The 17,620-nt window shown below is 66.6% G+C and carries 14 protein-coding genes; 12 read left to right on the top strand and 2 right to left on the bottom strand.

From position 1 onward, the window contains the following. Positions 1-42 precede the first annotated feature (42 nt). From BM394_RS07960 to BM394_RS07950, 3 genes are all read left to right on the top strand, one after another. On the top strand, positions 43-1,395 hold the full coding sequence (locus tag BM394_RS07960; protein WP_092976348.1) for a serine hydrolase domain-containing protein: 1,353 nt from the start codon (positions 43-45) through the stop codon (positions 1,393-1,395). A 530-nt stretch (positions 1,396-1,925) separates the two neighbouring features. Beyond that, on the top strand, positions 1,926-3,593 hold the full coding sequence (locus BM394_RS07955) for a sodium:solute symporter family protein (protein WP_092976003.1): 1,668 nt from the start codon (positions 1,926-1,928) through the stop codon (positions 3,591-3,593). 347 nt (positions 3,594-3,940) lie between these two features. Next, on the top strand, positions 3,941-4,228 hold the full coding sequence (locus BM394_RS07950) for a hypothetical protein (RefSeq protein WP_092976000.1): 288 nt from the start codon (positions 3,941-3,943) through the stop codon (positions 4,226-4,228). Between the two features lie 62 nt (positions 4,229-4,290). Here BM394_RS07950 and BM394_RS07945 read toward each other — a convergent pair whose 3' ends face one another. Further along, a complete protein-coding gene (locus BM394_RS07945; RefSeq protein ID WP_092975998.1) occupies positions 4,291-5,052 on the bottom strand; it encodes an IclR family transcriptional regulator in 762 nt (253 codons plus the stop codon). Between the two features lie 236 nt (positions 5,053-5,288). Between BM394_RS07945 and BM394_RS07940 the strand changes: the two genes are divergently transcribed. The 5 genes from BM394_RS07940 to BM394_RS07920 all read left to right on the top strand — a co-directional run bounded on the left by BM394_RS07940 (position 5,289) and on the right by BM394_RS07920 (position 12,492). Next, complete coding sequence (locus BM394_RS07940; protein ID WP_245780045.1) at positions 5,289-6,197, top strand: U32 family peptidase; 909 nt, start codon at positions 5,289-5,291, stop codon at positions 6,195-6,197. After that, positions 6,194-7,357, top strand: coding sequence for a galactonate dehydratase (gene dgoD / locus BM394_RS07935; RefSeq protein ID WP_092975991.1), 1,164 nt, complete (start codon positions 6,194-6,196; stop codon positions 7,355-7,357). Before BM394_RS07940 ends, dgoD begins: the two co-directional genes overlap by 4 nt. Further along, complete coding sequence (locus BM394_RS07930) at positions 7,354-8,367, top strand: zinc-dependent alcohol dehydrogenase (RefSeq protein WP_092975988.1); 1,014 nt, start codon at positions 7,354-7,356, stop codon at positions 8,365-8,367. Before dgoD ends, BM394_RS07930 begins: the two co-directional genes overlap by 4 nt. A 50-nt stretch (positions 8,368-8,417) precedes the next feature. Then, complete coding sequence (locus BM394_RS07925) at positions 8,418-9,899, top strand: aldehyde dehydrogenase (NADP(+)) (RefSeq protein WP_092975985.1); 1,482 nt, start codon at positions 8,418-8,420, stop codon at positions 9,897-9,899. 289 nt (positions 9,900-10,188) lie between these two features. Beyond that, the gene (locus tag BM394_RS07920; RefSeq protein ID WP_092975982.1) at positions 10,189-12,492 is read left to right on the top strand and encodes a beta propeller repeat protein; all 2,304 of its coding nucleotides are present in this window, start codon (positions 10,189-10,191) and stop codon (positions 12,490-12,492) included. 482 nt (positions 12,493-12,974) lie between these two features. Here BM394_RS07920 and BM394_RS07915 read toward each other — a convergent pair whose 3' ends face one another. After that, positions 12,975-14,204 (bottom strand): PQQ-dependent sugar dehydrogenase, encoded by a 1,230-nt coding sequence (locus tag BM394_RS07915; RefSeq protein ID WP_092975979.1) that lies wholly within the window; start codon positions 14,202-14,204, stop codon positions 12,975-12,977. A 297-nt stretch (positions 14,205-14,501) separates the two neighbouring features. On the opposite strand from BM394_RS07915, the gene BM394_RS07910 reads away from it, so the two are divergent. The 4 genes from BM394_RS07910 (at position 14,502) to BM394_RS07895 (ending at position 17,581) form a co-directional block, all read left to right on the top strand. Beyond that, complete coding sequence (locus tag BM394_RS07910; RefSeq protein WP_245780044.1) at positions 14,502-15,473, top strand: patatin-like phospholipase family protein; 972 nt, start codon at positions 14,502-14,504, stop codon at positions 15,471-15,473. A 30-nt stretch (positions 15,474-15,503) separates the two neighbouring features. After that, positions 15,504-15,698 (top strand): hypothetical protein, encoded by a 195-nt coding sequence (locus BM394_RS07905; protein ID WP_092975976.1) that lies wholly within the window; start codon positions 15,504-15,506, stop codon positions 15,696-15,698. A 633-nt stretch (positions 15,699-16,331) separates the two neighbouring features. After that, positions 16,332-16,955: a hypothetical protein gene (locus BM394_RS07900; protein WP_139235167.1), complete on the top strand. Its 624-nt coding sequence runs from the start codon at positions 16,332-16,334 to the stop codon at positions 16,953-16,955. 323 nt (positions 16,956-17,278) lie between these two features. Then, positions 17,279-17,581 carry an urease subunit gamma gene (locus BM394_RS07895; protein WP_092975970.1) on the top strand — a complete coding sequence of 101 codons (303 nt, stop codon included), beginning with the start codon at positions 17,279-17,281 and terminating at the stop codon, positions 17,579-17,581. Positions 17,582-17,620: the final 39 nt, after the last annotated feature.

Here is a 17,620-nt window from a genome sequence, read left to right as displayed (position 1 = left end):
CGAACTTGCCAACGACGGTGGTCGCGCGAAAGTATGTGGTACATGGCCGGTGAACTGCTGCCCGCGACCCGACGTGCACTGCTGCGCCGACTGGCACTGGAGCAGTCGGGGAACCGTGTTCCCTCGATCATCGCCGGATTGGTGCGCGACGGTGAGACGATCTGGGTGGATTCCCGCGGGTGGGTGGGCGATCGACGGCCCGATTCCGATACGCAGTACCGCATCGGGTCCATCACCAAGACCTTCGTGGCTGTGTTGGTGCTGCGGCTGCGTGACGAGGGACTGCTGTCGTTGTCCGACCGGTTCGGCGACCACGTGCCGGGCACGGCCGTCGACGACCGGCAGATCTGGCAGTTGCTCGCGCACAGCAGTGGGCTGAGCTCCGAGCCGGCCGGTCAGTGGTGGGAGCGGACCAAGGGTGAGGCCGCCGAGGACTTCCTCGCGGGTGTGGACAGCGACCAGCTGCGTCCCGAACCGCAGCACGTGTTCCACTACTCCAACACCGCTTTCGGGCTGTTGGGGCAGTTGATCGAGCGCGTACGCGGCAAGGACTTCACGACGGTGCTGCACGAGGAGATCCTGGAACCGCTCGGGATGCGCCGCACCACGGAGAGCCCCGTCCCGCCGTACGCGCCGGGGCTGGCGGTGCACCCCTGGGCCGACGTGCTGCAACCCGAACCGTTCGAGGACGCGGTCGCGATGGCTCCGGCCGGTCAGCTCTGGTCCACGGTGGACGACATGCTCCGCTGGTTGCGTTTCCTGGCCGGTGAGACCGGGGAGGTGCTACACCCCGACACGCTCGACGAGATGCGCAAACCGGCCAGTGTGGACGACGGGCCGCAGTGGACCAGGGGAGCCGGGCTGGGGCTGCAACTGGCACGGCACAACGGGCGTGCGCTCGTCGGGCACAGTGGTTCCATGCCGGGCTTTCTGGCCAACATGCTGGCCGAGCCCGCCGAGTCCACCGGTGTGATCTTTCTCGCCAACACGACCGCGGGGGCGAACGGCGCGCTCGCGGTGGATCTGCTCGAGATCCTCGCCGAGCACGAACCCCGCATCCCTCCGGAGTGGGTTCCCGAGGGAGGGGTGTCCGAGGAGCTGCTGGAACTGACCGGGTTGTGGTACTGGGGTCCGGTGCCCCAACTGCTCCGGGTGCTGCCCGACGGCATGCTCGATCTCTCGGCGTGGCAGGGCCCGGGGCGGCAGTCACGTTTCCGTCCGGACGGACCAGACGACTGGATCGGGCTGGACGGGTACCACCGCGGTGAGCGGCTGCGCGTCGTCCGGGCCGCTGACGGGTCCGTCACACATCTGGATCTCAACACCTTCGTCTTCACCAGAAGGCCCTACGACCCCTCGGCACCCGTTCCGGGTGGGACGCTGCCCTGGGAGTGAGACTCCGGTGCGAGTCCGCGCGGAACCTCGTCATTCCCCGAGCGGAGGGAAACAGCCGCCGCGTCGGGACCCGAGCCGACGGGTGACCGCGCCTCGGCGGAACCCGAAGCCCGAAACCCGAAAGCCCCGCCCCGCGGAACCGCCCCGGTTTCCCGGGGCGGATCGCTGTCGGAGGTGGTTGCCCGGTATCCGGCGGTGAGCGTTTCGGACCGCGGGGACCACTCCGTGAAACGTGGATTCCCGGTGCACCGGACCGTGCGCCTCTCTCGCGGACGAGCGACGCCGTGTGAGCGCTCTCGAAGGAACTCCGTGCTCGCGGGTGTCCGCTGTGCACAAAGTGTTTCGTCGGCTTCCTCCGGTGCTGCCGTGCGCATCGGACGGCTGGCGCTGGTACTCCGTTCGAGGGAGAACCTGCCGTCTCGTATGTGTTGACCGTCACCCGATCGTGTCGTACGTTGTCGAACAACGTTCGGTATTCCGGACATGCGATTGGAGAGCCAACTCGCGGACGGCGACAGGATCGGACGACAATGCACACTCTGGCCGATGGGCTACGGCTGTCCATGAACTGGATGGACAGTCTCATTCTTGTCATTTACTTCGTGGTCGTGCTAGGTATCGCGTTCGCCGCGAAACGAAGCGTCCACTCCACGCTCGACTTCTTTCTGTCCGGGCGTTCACTACCCGCGTGGGTGACGGGACTGGCGTTCGTCTCGGCGAATCTGGGAGCCACCGAGATTCTCGGCATGGCCGCCAACGGTGCGCAGTACGGCGCCTACACCGTGCACTGGTATCTGATCGGCGCGATTCCGGCCATGGTTTTCCTCGGCCTGGTCATGATGCCGTTCTACTACAACTCGAAGGTGCGCAGTGTTCCCGAATTCCTGCTGCGGCGGTTCAGCAGTTCCTCGCACCTGTTGAGCGCGGTCATATTCGCGGTGGCCTCGGTTCTGATAGCCGGTGTGAATCTCTACGCGCTGGCCATCGTGCTGCAGGCGCTGCTCGGCTGGCCGATCCCGCTGTCCATCGTCATAGCTGGTGTGTTCGTGCTGATCTACATCACCGTCGGTGGACTCACCTCGGCCATCTACAACGAGGTGTTGCAGTTCTTCGTCATCGTGGCGGCGCTGGTGCCGCTCACCGTGCTCGGGCTGATCAGGGTCGGCGGCGTCAGCGGTGTCATCGACAAGGTGACCGCCTCCGAGGGAGCGCAGTTCCTGAGCGCCTGGGGCGGCACCGGATTCGGGCAGGACAACCCGCTCGGGGCCAACTGGCTCACCATCTCGCTCGGCCTCGGCTTCGCGATCTCCTTCGGGTACTGGACCACCAACTTCGCGGAGGTGCAGCGTTCCCTGTCCGCCAAGAACCTCTCGGCGGCCCGGCGTACTCCGCTGATCGCGGCGTTCCCCAAGATGTTCATCCCGCTGGTCGTGGTGTTGCCCGGTCTGATCGCGTTGATCATGCAGCCCAACATCGGGCAACCAGGCAGCCAGTACGACTACAACTCGGCGATTCCGCTGCTCATGGCGCAATTGTTGCCGAACGGCGTGCTGGGGCTGGCGGTCACGGGTCTGATGGCCTCGTTCATGGCCGGTATGGCGGCCAACGTCTCCAGTTTCAACACCGTGTTCACCGCGGATATCTGGGAGCCGTACATAAAGCCGAACATGCCGGATTCGCACTACCTCACGGTCGGCCGTGTCATCACCGCCATCGGTGTGGTGGTCGGTATCGGAACGGCGTTCATCGCGGCTTCCTTCAGCAACATCATGAACTACATGCAGACGTTGTTCTCGTTCTTCAACGTCCCGTTGTTCGCCACGTTCATTCTGGCGTTGTTCTGGAAACGCATGACCGCCAAGGCGGGATTCTGGGGATTGCTGCTCGGCACCCTCGCGCCGATCGCGTTCTACAGCATGTACCGGGCCGGAATAGTGGACATGGACAGCGCGCAGGGCGTGAACATGATCGCGGCCATCATCGCGCTCGTGACCGACCTCGTGGTCAGTGTCCCGATCGCGCTGGCGACGACACCGAAGCCGGAGGCCGAACTCGTGGGCCTGGTCTACACCAGGGCCGATGCCACGGACTCCGGAGAGATGCAGCGGGGCGACGACGCCTGGTACCGCAAACCGGCCCTGCTCGGTTGGGGTGCGATCGTGCTCGCCGTGCTGTGCTACGTCCCCTTCTCCCTCTGACGGAAGTTCCCGGCCGGGTTGCTTGGCGGTGCGGGTGGCGGAACCTCTCGCACGGCTCTCGCTCCGGGAGGCCCGACATCGGGTAGCGACCTACACAACGTCGGGCCTTCCTCGCGAGAGCCGCACGGGAGAACCCGCCGCGGTGCCGACCGCGTGAGTGGTGGGAGTTCGACCTGCGGGAGTGGATGGAGTTCGGAGCTGTCGCACCGAAGGGGATCGTCGCACCTCGACCCGGCCGATCGGGGAGTTCGACGAGGAGATGCTCTCGGGCCGAGAGGTGGTGTTCGTTGAGTCGGGGAGTCGTGGTTTTGGATCAAGAAGGACAGCAGGTTCGGTGGAGGTGAGCGATGTCGGAGTCACGTGAACCGGGAAGCGAGCAGGCGGACGCCGCGCGACGGGAGAGATCGGCGAAGCTGTTCGACGTGCGGACGGTCATAGGCGGCCTGTTCGTGGTCTACGGCCTGTTGGTCGGATCGGCCGGGCTGTTTCCCACCGAGGAGGGCTTGGACAAGGCCCAGGGGGTAAACATCAATCTCTGGACGGGACTGTCGATGTTGGTCCTGGGAGCGCTTTTCCTGCTGTGGGTGCGGTTGCGTCCGCTGGAAACCCCTACGCAGGGCGACGAGGGCGACTGATCGGGTTTACGTCGCACGAACCCGCCGACGGGGCTTTCGTTCCGGCCGGAACGAAAGCCCCGTCACGCGCGGTGGCCCAACCGTTCCGAAAGGTTCTCCGCTCCCCGCATCACGGTTCCGGTGAGTTCACCCTCCGAGGCGTCGCTCCAGCGCAGGATGGGAACCGCGATGCTCATCGCGGCCACGACGACTCCGTAGTGATCGTGCACCGGAGCCGCCACACAGGCGACCGCGTCGTTGGACTCGCAGTACTCCCGTGACCGACCGTGCTCGGCAACGCTGTCGAGTTCCGCTCGCAGGCTCGTGAGGTCGGTGATGCTGTTGTCAGTCATCGCGCGCAGCGCCTCCGAACCGTAGAGCTCGTCGAGCTCCCGCTTCGGGAGCGAGGCGAGCAGGGCCTTGCCGACAGCGGTGCAGTGGGCAGGCAATCGTCTACCCACGGCCGAGACCATCCGCACCGGGTGCCCACTGTCGACCTTGGCGATGTAGAGCACCTCGGTTCCCTCGCGGATGCCGATGTGCACGGTCTCGTTGCACTCGGCGGCCACTTCCTCCGCCACCAGCTGCCCCTCGCGGGCGAGGTCGAGGCGGTCGGCGTAGGCGGAGCCGAGCTGGAAACCCCGCACCCCCAGTCGGTAGCGAGCGCCTCCCCGTCCCGAGGGGACGAGATACCCGCGTTCCACGAGCGTGCTGAGCAGCTCGTGCACCGTTGTGCGCGGCAGTCCCAGCTTTCCCGTGATCTCCGGAGCGCTGAGCTCCGGTTCGTCCAGGAAAAGCTCCAGGATGTCGAATGCCCGCTGCAGTGCGGGTACCGCTCGTGCCACCGGATTCGTCCTCCTGCCGTCGAGCCGGGGCGCGCTGTGACCCGGCCCGCGATGCCTGCCGGTTGTACCTCGGTATTTGACCGGTATTTCGAACAGCCTACCGAACGGAGTGGCCGGTTGCTCGCGGCGCCGTCTATTGACCTCGCGGAACTTCCGCGACTAAGTTGTCCGAACAACGTCCGATATTTCGAACGGAGTAGGCGTTGGAAGCACGAACGTTCTTGCGATCCCAAGGATTGCCATCCGGGGACGCCGAGTCACCGCCGGACAGCTCGAAGCGTTTCCCGGACGGTGCTCGTTACCGGGTGGAGATCCCCAGCACCGAGGGGCCGGAAGTGCTCGACGCGGTGCTTGCCGAGGCCGATGAGCGCGATGTTCCGGTGCACCGGATCTCCCAGGGAAGCGGGGTGATGCTGCTCACCGACGACGAGCTCGCGCGAATGGCGGGTACCGCCGCCCGCAACCACGTCGAGTTGAGCCTGTTCGCCCGCCCACAAGCCGGCTGGCACACCGGTGCGATGGCCTCGTCCCCGACCGGAGGCGCGGTCGCGTCCCAGGCGCGCGGCACCGAGCAGCTGGTTCACGTGCTCGAGGACATCCGCAGAAGCGCGGCGGCCGGAGTGCGCAGCGTGCTGATCACCGATCTGGGAGTGCTCTCCGTGGCTGCCAGAATGCGTGCCCAGCGGGAACTCCCCCCGGACATGCGCTTCAAAATCAGTGTCCAAATGGCACTGTCCAATCCGGCCTCTATACGTATCGCGGAGGAGTTCGGCGCCGACACCTACAACGTGCCGACCGATCTCTCCCCGGCACAACTGGCCGCGATCCGAGCGGCCACGGACCTTCCGCTCGACGTCTACATCGAGTCCCCCGACGATCTCGGCGGATTCGTCCGGCACTACGAGATAGCCGAGATAGTGCGGGTGGCCGCGCCGGTCTACGTCAAGTTCGGGCTGCGCAACGCCCCCAACATCTATCCGAGCGGAAGCCATCTCACCGACACGGCCGTCGGCCTCGGGAGGGAACGCGTGCGCCGCGCCCGCATCGGGCTGGACATGCTGCACCGCTACATGCCCGAGGCGGAGACATCCGAGCTGCCCGTGTCCGATCTGGCCGTCCCGACCGAAGTGGGTGAACACCGATGAGGATCACGAAACTCGAACCCCTGGTACTCGGCACGCCCTGGCGCGATCTGACCTACCTGCGGGTGCACACCGACGACGGCATCGTCGGTGTGGGGGAGACCCGCATGCTGGGTCACACCGAGGCGCTGCTCGGCTACTTCAACGAGGCCGCGCGCAACCACGTGATCGGCGCCGACCCCTTCAACATCGAAGCGCTGGTGTGGCGCATGAAGCGCGGGGACTACGGCCGCGCCGGTGAGGTCGTCATGTCCGGCATCGCGTGCGTGGAGATGGCCTGCTGGGACATCATCGGCAAGGCACTCGGGCAACCCGTCTGGCGGTTGCTGGGCGGGAACGTCCGGGACGGGATAAAGGCCTACGCCAACGGCTGGTACACCGTCGAGCGGACCACCGAGGAATTCCACCAAGCGGCCCGCGCGGTGGTCGACAGGGGATATCGGGCGCTCAAGTTCGATCCGTTCGGCCCGGGCCGTTGGGAACTGGAACCCGCCGAGTCGCGGCGTTCCGTGGAACTCGTCTCGGCCGTACGGGACGCCGTCGGCCCCGACGTGGAGATCCTGGTCGAGATGCACGGCCGGTTCACCCCCGCTGAGGCCACCCGCATCGCCAAGGAGCTCGAACCGTTCGATCCCAGCTGGATCGAGGAACCGGTGCCACCGGAGAACCAGGAGGCGTTGGCCAAGGTCTCGCGGAACACCACGCTGCCGGTGGCCACAGGTGAGCGTATCCACGACCGCATCGAGTTCCGCGAGCTGTTCGCGCACCAGTCCGCCGACATCATCCAACCCGACATCGGGCACTTCGGCGGAATAACGGAGACTCGGAAGGTCGCCGCCACCGCCGAGACCCACTACGTGCTGCTGGCCCCGCACAACGTCGGCGGCCCGGTGCTCACCGCGGCCAACCTGCACCTCGCGGCGGTGACCGAGAACTTCAAGATTCAGGAGCACTTCAACGACTTCGCCGACTCCCACGTGAAGCGGGCCGCTCCCGGAGTTCCCGAGGTGGAGGACGGCTACTTCGCACTTCCCACGGGCCCCGGCCTGGGGGTGGAGCTCGACGTCGACTTCGTGCGGGAGTACCCGGCACGCGGCGCCAGGTTCGACCTCTACGCCGAGGACTGGCAGTTTCGGGGCACGAAGGGAGAGAGCGCCTCGTGAGCGATGCCAGAGCGGTACGCATCGACGAACCCGGCAGCATTCGCGTCGTTCCCACCGAACCCACCGAACCCGGCCCCGGGGAGGCACTCGTAGAGATCGCCCGCAGCGGCATCTGCGGATCCGACCGCGAGGTCTTCACCGGCAACCGGCCCGCCGACTTCGTGAGCTACCCCGTGATCCCCGGCCACGAATGGTCCGGCACCGTCGTCGAGGTGGGGCCGGACGTCACGGCTGATCTCCGTGGCCGGTTGGTCGTGGGGGAGGGATTCCGTGGTTGCGGGGTCTGCTCCGCCTGTCGCAGAGGCGACAACAATCTCTGCGCCACGCAGTACGAGGAAACCGGTTTCACCCGGCCCGGTGGCTGGTCGAACTACCTGACACTGCCCGCGAGGCTGCTGCACGTGCTGCCCGACGACGCCGATCCGCGCGGTGCGGCGGTGCTGGAGCCGGCCGCGTGCGCGGCCGCGGCCACCCTCAAGCTCGCGGTGGTCCCCGGAGAGCGAGTCGCGGTGGTCGGCGGCGGGAGTCTCGGGCTGTTGTCCACCCAGCTGATCGCCGCTGCCTCGCCCGCGGAGCTTTCCGTGGTGGAGCCCGGCGAGCGGGCCGGGGTCGCCACCGCCTGTGGTGCCACCGGCCTCCACGATCCCGCGGCGGTCGAACAGCTGGCGGGAAGCTACGACGCCGTGCTGGAGGCGGCGGGGGCGCCGGGCACGGCCGCGCTCGCCACCCGGTTGGCACGGCCCGGCGGCAGAGTGGTGCTCACCGGAGTGGCCGCCGACGATCCGGAACCACCGGATCCGGCACGCCTGGTGCTCTCGCAGCTCACGGTGCACACCGTCTTCGGCGCTCCCTCCCGTGCGTGGGAACACGCCGTATCGACGTTCACCAGCGGTGTGCTGGATCCGGCTCTGCTCGTCACCCGCGAGCTGGAACTGGACGAGGCTTCCGAAGCGCTGCGCCTGCTCGGCGAACAGCGGGGTGCGGACGTGAAGATCCTGCTGCGCCCGTGACCCCGGCAGTCCGAACGCAGAACTCCGACCAGAGGAGGCAACCGAGTCCCATGACAACGTCCCGAGTCGTTTCCACCGGTGAAGACCACGAAACCGTGCTGGACAACGCCACCGCCGCCGCCGAGAAGCTCGCCGCGACGAGTCCGGCGGACATCGCGGGTCTGCTCCGTGGGGTGGCGGCCGAGCTGGACGCCCACACCGAGGAACTCGTGCCGCTGGCGCAGCGGGAGTCCCACCTGCCGGAGGGACGGCTGCGCGGCGAGCTCGTGCGCACCACGTTCCAACTGCGGTTGTTCGCGGACACCGTCGAGGAAGGCGCACACCTGAAGGCCACCATCGACACCCCGGATCCGGACTGGCCGACCGGTGCCCGCCCCGATCTGCGTCGTACCGTGCTGCCACTCGGCCCGGTTCTGGTGTTCGCGGCCAGCAACTTCCCGTTCGCCTTCAGCGTCGCCGGGGGCGACACCGCCTCCGCCTTGGCCGCGGGCTGTCCCGTGGTGGTGAAGGCGCATCCGGGTCATCCCGAGCTGTCCCGTCGAACCGCCGAGATCGTCGCGGGGGCGTTGACGAGTGCCGGGGCCCCCGAGGGGACCTTCGCGCTCGTGGAGGGGACCGAGCAGGCCAAGGCCGTTCTGCTGGACGAGCGGGTCCGGGCCGGTGCGTTCACCGGCTCGAACACGGCGGGCCGTGCGCTGTTCGATCTCGCCTGCTCCCGGAACTCACCCATCCCGTTCTACGCCGAGATGGGCAGCGTGAACCCCGCTTTCGTGACTCCCGAGGCCGCCGCCGGTCGGGGCGCGGAGATCGCGAGGGGGTACCTCGACTCCTACACGCTGGGAGTCGGGCAGTTCTGCACGAAGCCCGGCCTGCTGCTGGTGCCGTCCAGCGTGGCGCAGCGGTTCCGCGATGTTCTCATCCCCGAGGTGGAACAGCGGGCCGCAGCCCCCATGCTCAACGACGGCATCGAGAACGCGTTCCGGGAAACCCTCGGTGCGTTGGGCGACCACGCGGCGGTGGAAACCCTGGTCTCCGGGCGTCGCTCCGAGGGCGAGGTCGGCCCGAGCCTGCTCTACACCAGCGCGCGCGAGCTCGTCGACAACCGGGAGGAGCTCACGGCCGAGTGCTTCGGCCCGGCCTCGTTGTTGGTGGGTTACTCCGACACCGACGAGTTGCTGGAAGCGGCCGGTGTCTTCACCGGGGAGCTGACGGCGACCGTGCACGGCGACGAGGAGGAGAGCATCGTCGCGCCGCTGTACCGGACGCTGCGCGCACGCGTGGGCAGGTTGGTCTGGAACGGTTGGCCCACCGGGGTCAGCGTCAGCCACGGCATGCAGCACGGTGGGCCGTACCCCGCCACCACGGCGCCGATACACACCTCGGTCGGCACGGCGGGCATCGAGCGGTTCCTACGTCCGGTGTCGTTTCAGAACGCGCCGCGGGCGGTGCTGCCCGAAGCGCTCCGGGACGGCAACCCGCTGGGAGTGCCGCGTCGCGTGAACGGACGGATGGAGACGCCCGAGCAGGGCTGACCGGAACATCGCGTTCAGCCCTCGACGGGGGTTCCGTGGCGGAGCCTCTCGTGCGGGGCTGGTACGCGGGGTTCGGGCCGCCGCGTCGAAGGCCCGGCGATTCCGCGAGAAATCGACGCCGCACAGTGTCGTGCCGGACCCTCCGGCCGACTCTCGCCGTGGACTCCGGACGCATGTCCGCGTCCGGAGTCCACACTGGTCCATTCCGGCGTTTCCGTGAGTCGCCTCGTTGACAGCGATGTGAAGCGCTTCGATTCTGGGAGCGCTCCCAAAACTTCGGAGGTAGCTCATGTGGCGACGGTTACCCGTACTGCTGGCGGCCACGCTGTTGGCTGCCGTGCCGCTCACGAGCCCGGCGAGCACGGCACCCTCGGCGGAGGCCGAGCCCGCGGCCCACAGTGAACGGTACGACTGGCGCAACGCACGGATCGGCGGTGGCGGATTCGTCCCGGGGATCGTGTTCAACCGGACCGAGCCGGGACTGGTCTACGCGAGAACCGACATCGGTGGTGCCTACCGACGTGACTCCGGTACCGACGGTCGCTGGGTACCCCTGCTGGACTGGGTTGGCCAGGACAACTGGGGTTACAACGGTGTGGCGAGCCTGGCGACCGACCCGGTGAACCCGGACCGGGTCTACGCCGCCGTCGGCATGTACACCAACAGCTGGGACCCCAACAACGGCGCCATCCTGCGCTCGAAGGACCGCGGCGAGAGCTGGAAGGTCACCGAACTGCCGTTCAAACTCGGCGGGAACATGCCCGGCCGCGGCATGGGAGAACGGCTGGCGATCGATCCCAACGACAACAGCGTGCTCTACCTGGGCACCCCCAGCGGAAACGGTCTGTGGCGCAGCACCGACCACGGCAAGACCTGGTCCGAGGTGGGGAACTTCCCGAATCCCGGCAACTACGTCGCCGACCCGAGTGACACCACCGGACTGTACTCGGACAACCAGGGGGTCACCTGGGTCGCCTTCGACCGCGGCAGCGGATCCGGCGGTTCCCCCACCGACGACATCTACGTCGGGGTGGCCGACAAGCAGAACACGATCTACCGCAGCACCGACGCCGGAGCCACCTGGGAACGTGTGCCGAACCAGCCGACCGGCCACCTCGCCCACAAGGCAGTGATCGACAGCCGGAACGGCTACCTCTACATGGCCACCAGCGACACCGGAGGCCCGTACGACGGCAGCTCGGGCGACGTGTGGAAACTCGACACCGAAAGCGGTGCGTGGACCCGGGTAAGCCCGGTGCCGTCGACCAGTTCCGACAACTACTACGGCTACAGCGGGCTGACCATCGACCGGCAGAACCCGGACACGCTCATGGTCGCCACCCAGGTCTCGTGGTATCCGGACGTGATCCTCTTCCGCAGTACCGACGGCGGCCAGAACTGGAGCCGCATCTGGGACTGGGGCGCCTATCCGAACCGGGAACTGAACTACGAGATGGATATCTCCTCGGTTCCCTGGCTGACCTTCGGAACCGAGCAACCCGCCCCGCCGGAGACCTCGCCGAAGCTCGGCTGGATGACCGAATCGGTGGAGATAGACCCGTTCGACTCCGATCGGATGCTCTACGGCACCGGCGCCACGATCTACGGGACCGACAACCTCACCGAGTGGGACAAGGGAAACAAGATCACCATCGAACCGCGGGTGGCCGGACTGGAGGAGACCGCGGTGTTCGACCTGATCAGCCCACCGGGCGGCGCTCCGGTGCTGTCCGCCCTCGGTGACCTCGGTGGTTTCCGGCACGAGCGGCTGGACGAGATCCCGGACACGATTTACGAGAACCCCGTCTTCACCAGTACCACGAGCATGGACTACGCGGGCACCTCGCCCGACACGATCGTCCGGGTGGGTGAGTTCGACAAGTCGAGCAGGCCCGATGACAGCCGGGTGGCGTTCTCCGACGACGGTGGGAAGAGCTGGTTCCAGAACACCGAACCCTCCGGTGTCACGGGCGGAGGCACCGTCGCGGCCGCCGCGGACGGCAGCGGCTTCGTATGGAGCCCGGAAGGTACCGGGGTGCACTACACGACCGACCAGGGCGCGAGCTGGCAGTCCGCCAGCGGTATCCCCGATGGTGCGCGCGTGGAGTCCGACCGCGTCGACCCGGACAAGTTCTACGGTTTCCACCAGGGAACCTTCTACGTCAGCACCGACGGTGGGGCCACCTTCACCGCTTCGTCCGCTTCCGAGCTCCCGACCGGCAGCGGTTACTTCAAGGCCGTTCCCGGACGTGCCGGCGAGATCTGGCTGACCGGCGAAGGCGGACTCTGGCACTCGACCGACTCGGGAGAGTCCTTCAGCAGGATCTCCGGAGTGGCCGACTCCGACAACATCGGATTCGGCAAGTCCGCACCGGGAAGCGACTACCCAGCCATGTACTCGATCGCCACCGTCGACGGTGTGACCGGTGTGTTCCGCTCCGACGACGCGGGACGCGACTGGACGCGGATCAACGACGACCAGCATCAGTACGGCAACATCGGCGACGCCATCACCGGTGATCCCGATGTCTACGGGCGGGTATACCTCGGTACCAACGGACGAGGCGTCATATACGCCGACCCTTCGAACTAGGTGTGTCGGTCGGTTTGCGTGACGGTGCGGGTGGCGGAACCTCCCGCACGGCTCTCGCTCCGGGAGGCCCGACATTGGGTAGTTACTACACGACGTCGGGCCTTCCTCGCGAGAGCCGCACCGGAGAACCCACGGTTGGTCGGGCTGCTTAGGTGTTCGTTTCGGCGCTGGGAGCGCCGAAGCGGACGTGAGGTGGCGTTGGGCTGGCTGTTGAGTAGCGGCCTACGCGGCGAGCGGCCCGGCCTCGCAATGCATCCGACTCACGCACCGGGGTTCCATGCGTTGCTTACCCGCGTGGTCCCGTTCCGAGGAGCGTCGCGGCGATTTCGCGAGAAATCGACGCCGAGACAGCGGCGATGCGGGTGAGGTAGGGCCGCGCAGCGCTTCTCGTGATGAGCGCTCACTCCGATGAGTGACGGAACCGGCCGGGTGGAAGGGCTCCACCCGGCCGGTTCGTCTTGTTCACGAGCCGTGTCGGAGTATCAGGAGTCCGTGGAGAAGGACAGCCGGTACAGCATGCCGGGCAGGTCGTTGACCACGTACAGCTCGCCGGAGCTGTCCGCTCCGAAGGCGGTGACCTGAATGGGCAGCTTCCCGAGCTTGGCGCTCTGGTAGGTGTGCCCGCCGTCGTCGCTGCGGATGCCCCACACGTTGGCCGAGCAGTAGTCCGCCGCCAGGTAGGTGCCGTCCGCGACGTCCGAGTACCGCTCTCCTCGATAGACCCGTCCGCCGATCACGGCGCAACCCTCCACCGAGGTCTGGTAGGTGAACACCGGATCCACGTAGTCGGCGGCCGGGTCGCACCGGTCCGGGGCGAATCGCTCCGTCCCCTCCATGCAGGACCAGCCGAAGTTCTGATCGCGCACTCCTTGCGGGATCCGGTTCACTTCCTCGAGGGAACCCTGCCCGACATCGGCGATCCACAGCGATCTGCCCTCCGGGTCGAAGGAGATCCGCCACGGATTGCGCAGTCCGTAACTCCAGATCTCGTCACGCGCTCCGGGAGTGTGCGCGTAAGGGTTGTCCGGTGGTACGCAGTACGGCAGATCACCGCACTTCCTGCTGACGTCGATCCGCAGCACCTTGCCCAACAGCGTGCCGAGGTCCTGTCCGCTGCGCAGCGGGTCCCCCGCGCCTCCGCCGTCGCCGATTCCCATGTAGAGAAACCCGTCCGGACCGAAGGCGAGGTCGCCACCGTTGTGGTTGGTGTGCTCGGCGTGTGGTTGGTTGAGCAGGACTTCCTCGGAGGCGGCGGGGTCGTCCGCCGCCAGCGAGAACCGTGACAGGGTCACGGCGGCATCGGAGGCCCGGGTGTAGGCGGCGTAGAGGGTGTTGTTCCCGGTGTCCTCGGGAGAGGGAACTATGCCGAGCAGCCCCTGCTCGTTGCCCGCGTTCTCCACCCGGTTCGTTATGTCGAGTACCGGTTGCCCCATCGTGCCGTTCGTGGGGTCGTAGGCGCGTACCGTGCCCGGTTTCTCGGCTATGAGCATTCGGCCGGTGCCGTCCGAAGCGGACGTGATGTCGGTGGGACGTCGCAGTCGCTCCGTGTCCACCCTCGTGGCCGTGACGTTCAGGTCCGTCAGCGCCGGTCGCTGCGCTCGGGCGGTGGTGGTCCCGGTGGTTCCGGTGGGGGATTCCGCCACGGCCGGTGCGCCCAGGGTTACCGCGCTCAGGACCAGTGACAGGAGTATCGTGCCGGTTCTTCGTCGCATTTCGCTCTCCCTGTCGGGGTGCGGTTGCTGATCGGTTCCGTTTCGCCGGTCGATCCAGCGGGAAGTGGCCGCTCGCCACGGCTTTCCCGGGGGTCCGGTTCGGGGCGTGGAGCAACGCCGCTGTCGCCGTGGCTGGGAAGTATGCTATGGGAGCGCTCCCAAAAAGAGTAGGGTGCGTTCGGGGGAGTTGGTGCTCGCGCGCTCGGGCGCAGCCGAGGAACTCTCGGCCGAACGTCGCGATGTGATCCGCCGCTCCGATTCCCGGCGATCGCGGCGTACCGCGGATATCTTGTGGTCGTGACTATCGGGCGGGAAACGACGAGAACCACCGCGTGGGTGCTGCCGGGAGGATCCACGTTCGGCGCGGTGCAGGCAGGTCTGATCAGCGCACTGTTCGAGAGCGGTATCACCCCCGACATGCTGGTCGGCACCTCGGCCGGGGCGTTGAACTCGGCCTGGCTGGCAGCGGACCCGACCTCGCGCGGCGCCGAGCGGCTTAGGGAACTGTGGACGGGGATGCGGCGCCGCGACGTGTTTCCCGTCGACCCGCTGCGCATCCTGGCGGGCAAGTTGGGGATGTCGAACCACCTGATGAGCAATCGCGGTCTGGCGACGTGGTTGCACCGAACCCTGCCCTTTCGGACGTTGGAGGAGGCGCGGTTGCCGCTCACGGTCACCACGACCGATGTGGACACCAGTGAGGCGGTGTTCCTGGAAAGCGGCCCGGCGTTGCCCGCACTGGTGGCCTCGTGCGCCATTCCCGGCGTGTTCCCGCCCGTCGAGGTGGCGGGACGTTCGCTCATCGACGGTGGTCCGGCGGCGTTCATGCCGATCAGCCGGGCGGTGGCGCGGGGCGCGGAACGCGTGTACGTGCTGCCCTGCAGCGGAACCCGTTCCCTGGAGTCGGACGAGGCGCGGTTCGGGATGCTGCCGCCCCCGAGGCGACCGGCCAGGTCGATCAGCGGTATCAACGGTGCCGCGCTGAGCGCGGCCATGTTCGCGGCCTCGACGCTGGATATGCAGCTCAACGCGGCGCACTGCGAACTCTACGTGCTGCCCTCGCCGAAGGTGGAGCGGCTTTCGCCCTACTCGTTCCGCCACTCGGCCGCACTGATCGACTGGGCCTGGCGCACCGCGCACGACTGGTTGCCCACCGCGCGACCCGTTCCCGCGGCTCCGGTGGACATCGCGGGGGACCCTCGTGTCTCGCGGAATACGTGGGAACACGAGTCGACCGCTCGGCTGTTGAACGGAACGGAGAACCGGTAAGATCGAGATGACGCATCGAGGGGAGTTGGCGTGATCAAGCCGGTGAATGTCTGGGAGGCCCTCATGTGGGGTTCACTGGCGGTGATTCCGCTCTGTGCCGTGATCACGGCTGTGGTGCGGCGCGATCCCGCCGGCACCTGGGCCACGCTCATGAGCGCGATGATCGTTCTCATCGCCGCTGTTGGCGAGCGCCGACGGTTGCGGCAGCAGCGTATTCAGGACTGAACCGACCTTCGCCAGTTCGAAAGGCTGGTCGGTAGTGGACACTTACCGAGTGTGCACTCCGGCGGTCCAGCCGGGACGGGTCCGAGGCGGCGTACTCCGTCTCACGGAACTGGTGTCGGCCCGGTAACCGTGTTTTGGCTGTTCTCCGGTGTCCCCGGGATGTTCCACCGGTGGTGGGGAGGGGCACCTCGTGATCGCTGTGTTCAGCTGTCGCAACGGTTCGAACCATGATTCGTCGAATGAGCGAGGATGGTCAGTCGTGCGGCTTCCGCGGACGTGAAACGCGGGTTCGCGAAGCCTGCCGAGTACGAGACGCGAGCTGTCCTGAAAGCAGGATGCCGCGCCGAGGTGTAGCCGAAGCGGCATCCTGAATTCCGCATGTCTGCGCATACGCAAAAAGTGACTCAGGTCACCCAAGAAACGTGATCGTGAGTTCGCGATCACGTGGTAAAGTCCGATTTGGGTGTAATTATTCACGTTGAGCTCTGCTCGCCCAACTGTGAAGTAGTGATGTACTTGAACAGTATGGAGTGGTTGCCTGCTTGTCAAGTTGCAAGTTGTCTCGCTCACTCCATCGTGGCGAGCGTTGCTCTGAACCCCCCATAAATCAAGTGGGAAGGAGCTGACGCGCCGATGGCACGTATAGCTTTGGGGTCGTTCCTCGACTTCGTTCGTAGTGGACCGCAGGACTCGGTACGGCTGGTGCGGAGACAGCGTGCGATGTATCTCGGTTCGGGTGGTCAGGCGTGGGCCTTCTACCAACCGTTTCGCAGCGGAGTTCGCCGCGCGATCAGTGCCCCTGATCCTGAGGCAGTGCTCACCGCTGTGGTCGACAAGGCCGGTCCGAAGCAGCGATCACACTTTCAGGAACTGCGGCGCGGGATGTGCGCGTGGTTGAGTGGAACGAAAGCTACCGGCGTCCAGGTCGAGTCGTGCTCGTGGTGGCACGACGAGTTGGAGGTCACGCTGTCGAAGAGGAGCTTGCTCGGGCTGCGTCATTCCAGCGGGGCCGTGGAACTGGTGCTGCCTTACCTCAAGGAACCGGAGCTGAGTACGCAGGACGCGGCTCCTGTTCTGCGGATTCTTCAACTCGGTCGTGACAGGGTGCTGCCCGGCGCTACACCGGTGGTGTTGGACGTTCGACGTGCTAGGTCGCATCGGTTGCGGGCCAACACGAACGAGGACGATCTGGATACCTTCATCGCCGGCGAAGTCTCGAAGTATCTGACGTACTGGCAGGCGGCCGAAGCGGCCTAGTCGTGAAGTCGGGCGCTCGCAAGGGTGGTCGGGTCTACTGGGTACGTCCGGCCACCTTTGTGGGGCCGTCATCGACATGACCGCGGGCTGCCCACCTGAGTTCCGTCTCCCTTTCGAGGTCTCGTGCGAAGTGTCGTTGAGTGAGCGGGTACCGTGCGTCGACTGCTTGATCCAGAACTGTGACCAGGTACGGTGACGTGCTTCGCTTTCCGGACGATTGTGGCTGTATCAGGCGGATGAACGATCCGGGCGGCTTGTTTCGTCGTGGTTAATTCCGTGTCGGTGCTGCTGCCCAAACTACTTCGCAATGCTAAAAATGTGCCATGCACCTGGCACCGCAGGAACGTGACAAGCTGCTCGTCTACGTCGCGGCCCAGCTCGCCCGCAGCAGGTTGGAACGCGGGCTGCGGATGAACCATCCCGAGGCGATCGCGTTGATCACCGATCACGTGGTCGAAGGGGCGCGCGAGGGGCGCGGCGTCTCCGAACTGATGTCCAGTGGCCGACACGTGCTGACCAGGGAGCAGGTCATGGAGGGTGTGGCCGAGATGATCGACGACGTTCAGGTGGAGGCCACGTTCCCGGACGGGACCAAGCTCGTCACGGTGCACTCGCCGATTCAGTAGGGCACTCGCCGATTCAGTAGGGCACTCGCCGATCCAGCA

Origin of the sequence: Actinopolyspora lacussalsi subsp. righensis, assembly GCF_900116555.1 — a bacterium.
In the GTDB taxonomy this organism is placed as follows: Bacteria; Actinomycetota; Actinomycetes; order Mycobacteriales; family Pseudonocardiaceae; genus Actinopolyspora; species Actinopolyspora lacussalsi.
The sequence above is the reverse complement of the archived record's forward strand: the minus strand, read 5'-3'. Positions and strand labels throughout refer to the sequence as shown.